General features: G+C 39.7%; 6 protein-coding genes. All 6 read right to left on the bottom strand.

The features are described from left to right. The coding region (locus tag L4C33_RS20040) for a type II and III secretion system protein family protein (protein ID WP_428814164.1) at positions 1 to 1060 on the bottom strand (1060 nt) is incomplete at its 3' end. A gap of 13 nt (positions 1061 to 1073) precedes the next feature. Continuing rightward, positions 1074 to 1865: a Flp pilus assembly protein CpaB gene (gene cpaB, locus L4C33_RS20035; RefSeq protein ID WP_428814163.1), complete on the bottom strand. Its 792-nt coding sequence runs from the start codon at positions 1863 to 1865 to the stop codon at positions 1074 to 1076. A gap of 10 nt (positions 1866 to 1875) precedes the next feature. Beyond that, positions 1876 to 2316 carry an A24 family peptidase gene (locus L4C33_RS20030; RefSeq protein WP_428814162.1) on the bottom strand — a complete coding sequence of 147 codons (441 nt, stop codon included), beginning with the start codon at positions 2314 to 2316 and terminating at the stop codon, positions 1876 to 1878. Between the two features lie 5 nt (positions 2317 to 2321). Continuing rightward, positions 2322 to 2525 (bottom strand): Flp family type IVb pilin, encoded by a 204-nt coding sequence (locus L4C33_RS20025; RefSeq protein WP_428814161.1) that lies wholly within the window; start codon positions 2523 to 2525, stop codon positions 2322 to 2324. A 442-nt stretch (positions 2526 to 2967) separates the two neighbouring features. Continuing rightward, entirely contained in the window at positions 2968 to 3906 is a 939-nt protein-coding gene (locus L4C33_RS20020) for a class I SAM-dependent methyltransferase (RefSeq protein ID WP_428814160.1), read from the bottom strand. Positions 3907 to 3914: 8 nt separating this feature from the next. Beyond that, positions 3915 to 4203 (bottom strand): pseudouridine synthase family protein (locus tag L4C33_RS20015; protein ID WP_489686453.1); only part of this gene is annotated, 289 nt, incomplete at its 5' end.

The following is a 4203-nucleotide window of genomic DNA, read 5'->3' as shown; positions in this document are numbered from 1 at the left end:
CTTCAGTACTCAGCAGTCCACCTAAGACAAAGCTTTTTCCGTCACCAAGCTGAACAGTTGTGCGAGCCCTACGTGTTTTGAGTGCTGGTAAATCGTAAGCAGCATTACTGTACTGGGTATCTAATGAGCTCACTTCCGGCATTAATGCTAAGGTGATTTTATCGTCATCATGTACTTTTGCGGCCAACTCTAATCGAATACCGAATTCTTTATAATCGACGTTAGTGGTTCCATCGACCACCGTAACCACTGGGAGCTCTCCCCCAACAAGGAAACTGGCGGTTTCTCCCGAAATTACCGATAAGTTCGGCTCAGCTAATATTTGACCAACCGTATCGTTGCCAATAGCGGTAATCACTGAAATGATGTCTGAAGCACTAAAGCTGGTAAGTTGGTCGACAAAAACACCAGCCCCTGCTCCTTCACTTCCGTAGCTCACACCAAATTCTTCAAGAAATGAATGCGAAACTTCTGCTATGGATAGCTTCACGTTGACTTGTTTCACAGCAGAAATTTCAATGTTGTTAACGATCCCTTCGAAATAACTGCGCTTCATAAATTGTATTTCTTGGCTTTCTTCGTCACCAAGATCCCACTCCAGCTTGTACTCTTCTTTTGATTTTTCTAAAAGTGTACCAACGAGTTCATTAATTTTGTCTCGCTCATCTTCTGTAGCAACCACTCCAGATAAAACGACTTGTTCACCAATATTTGCGGCGATGACGTTAGCGTTTGGGTGCAATATTTGTATTTGTTGCTGAATATAATCAAGGCTAGGGTTTACCCAGAGCTTTCGAGAAGCCAGAGTTTTGCCCTCAGCCCCATAAATAGCCAACGATGCATGTCCCAATTGCTTTCCAAATACGACCACTTTGCGTTCATCTATAACCTGATAATCTGCAATTTCGGGATCAGAAATAAATACGGATTTTATATCTGCAAGGACAGTAATCGTTTGCATCCCACCTTTCGATAAGTTGGTAATAGTTTGAGCAAATCCTGAATATGATAAAGTGCTGGCTAGAATACAAAGTAGCCATTTTAAATAAGTTAAACGCATAGTAACCTTGGGCTTAATTTACAACGATTTGATTTGCTCTAAACTCAACGATCGATTTAAAGCCTGGTAAAATATCACCTGCATCTGCCTGCAAGTCCGATTTCTGGTATTCACCTATCGATTTATGAACTTCTAATGTCGAAATATGATTGGCAATGGTCAGTTTTGCGACCTGTTTTCTTGTCAGTTCAACAATCAGTCGAACCTCAGTCGATTCAGGTAATGTTCGGCTTGCTTCGATAAACTGTTTGTTCACTTGCAGTACCTTTACTCCCATTATAATTGRAGTAACAGAGACTGAGTTATTACGGTTAGTAGAAGTTWCCACAAGTAAAGTATCTGGTGTTGAGATGGAAAGTACATCTACAAAAGTGCCTTGCGTTATGATTCCACCAACAACCGATTCGGCTTGGGTTTTAATGGCATATGGTACACGATTTGGTGCAATAACTAGTTCCACATACCCATCTTGATCTGGGTTCAACATCAGTTCAGGGAATACGACTGAGTTTTCATTAATATCTTGTCGATAAACTGAGCCGGGAACAAAGGCCAAATTGATGTCGCTGACGACACCTTTACTATTTGCTTCACTCTCGCTAATACGTTGTAGTTTTAGTTGAGCACGCTCAACAAGCTGACCTTTTTTTACATTTTCTGCCAGCGTCCAAACCTGAACAGTCACTTCTTTTTTCTCGGTGGTTACTGCCGATTTCGGCTTTTGCTTCGATAAATTTCCGGCCAAACCATATAAGCCAAATAATATAGCGATGACCGCCATACCAAGAATGATGTTTTTTTTCACTTTTTTGACCTTATAACGAGGCTAGCACACCTAAATAACTGCCAATACAAATAGGAATGCCGTAAGGAACTCCTCTCTGTCTTACTTTCTCTATATTTGTTAGTCGCCCGTAGACGTAATAGCCAAGTGACAACACACCACCTACACATATTATTAAGAACAATATCGGCCATAAATATTCAGGCCTAATGGCCAGTGAGTAGACTGCTAATAACTTAGTATCACCAGCACCAAGGATAGAAAATTGGTTAAGAAACACACCAAGAACAATGATACTTAACGCGTGAAGCAATGAGGTTAGTTCCCCATGCAATAAGAACAAAGGGAAAGTCACTAGCAAAGCTAAAAGACATTGAAGATTGGAAATCTTTCTAATCTTAACGTCTTTGTACATTATAATTAGAGAAATGGCGGCTAGGATAATTAGCCACCAGGATTCAATTCCTTGCAAATCGATTAACTAGGAGTTGCAGCTGTCAATGTCGTGGTAATAGATTCAAAAATAAGTTTTAGCTGCGCACCAAGTGGAGTAACAGCAGCGCCCACAACGATTGCAATAGCCGCCGCAATTAAACCGTATTCAATAGCAGTTACACCCTGCTCGTTATTTTTGTAGTTTTCTAGCGCAACTTTAGTGTTAACAAATAGTTTTGTAATCATAATAATATTCCATATTGTTTGGTTATTTTTCATACGGAATTTCATTCCGACGAAAAGTTGACGCGGATAATATACACATAACGTAAAATTGACAATTCATAAATCATTATTTCACCGAGAAAAATAAGAATAGTAAATATTGAATAACGGCATAAACAGATCAATATACTGATAATAAAATCAACAACAGATCAAAAAATACACCAAAAGAGCAAATACATGCCTAATTTAATATCTAAACGTATGAATCACACTCAAATCATTGATTGTACTAAAATTCACACAATTTAAATTACGCGACGTAAGTCACAAAATTAATTTCAATTGAGCTCTGCAGAAAACTTTTTCCTCAAAATGGTTAAAAGTTACGCTTTATTAAAAAAAAACCCTGACTAGATATAATCTAATCAGGGTTATTATCAAAAAAGCTGTCGTGTAAGAATCAGCTCAACTTAAACTTGAGCACCTTCAAACTAGAGTCCAAATCAACGTCCACAAACTCTGGTGGGTTTTCTAATCGTTCCTGATATTCAACTGTTGGAGCCTCTTCTACCATTGTCTCTACCAAAAAGTTTGGCGAAACCATTGGAGAGTTAACACAAGCCAGTACTTCACCGCCTTCTGTTAGTAACTCTGGTAAACGTCTTAGGATTTTTTTGTAGTCTTTAGTTAGGGCAAAGCTACCCTTTTGGAATGACGGCGGATCGATAATAACAAGATCGTATGGGCCGCCTTTCTTAATCTTTCCCCAGGACTTAAAAATATCATAGCCAAGGAAATTAACAGAGCGCATATCATGTTCATTCAAACGGTGATTTTCGCGACCTTTATTCAATGAACCACGTGACATGTCCACATTCATCACTTTGTCAGCGCCACCAGCCATTGCTGCTACAGAAAATCCACAAGTGTAGGCAAACAAATTCAATACGTTTTTGCCTTGAGCGTTATTTTGAACCCACTCTCGACCATTACGCATGTCTAGGAATAAACCGAAATTCTGATTACGACCGATATCAAGCTGATACTTTAATCCATGCTCTTTTACAACCGGTGAAGCATCAAGCTCGCCCCATAAAACCTCTGAAGGTGCACCATCCGCATAACGATGCTGTAGAACCAATGACTTACCAGACTTTGTCTGCCACAATTCTTTTTCAGTCAACGCAACCAGGCCAGCAACTAAGTCAGTTAAGAAGGCTTCATCCACTTCTTTAAATAGATTAACTAAAAGCTGCCCATCCACCCAATCTGCAGTAATTTGTTCTAGCCCAGGCCAAAACTTACCTCGACCATGGAATACCCGCCTTACTTCATCTGGCACTTGTTGGATTTGCTGTTCGATATGCTCGAAAAAGGTTGGTAAAGCTGATGCTTGCATTTATCTACTCACTTAATATTTAGCGTTGGCCAATTCATTGACCATGGTTTTAGCCATTCATCCAGGTTAGTCGTCGTACCTTGAGCATTCCATTTACTGCCCATTATCGCCGAATTTCTCGGGTCACAGATGAATTCAAATTTCTCACTCTGGTATTCAAAACGAATAGCAAATGCGTGAAGGTAACCACGATCAGACTGGCTAGAATTATTATAAATAGGATCCCCAACAATCGCGGAGCCGATTGACTTCATCGCCACACGGATTTGATGAGTGCGACCAGTATATGGTTTACAC

Source organism: Vibrio makurazakiensis, assembly GCF_050337375.1.
Taxonomy (GTDB): Bacteria; Pseudomonadota; Gammaproteobacteria; order Enterobacterales; family Vibrionaceae; genus Vibrio; species Vibrio makurazakiensis.
This window is presented reverse-complemented; position numbering and strand designations above follow the sequence as displayed.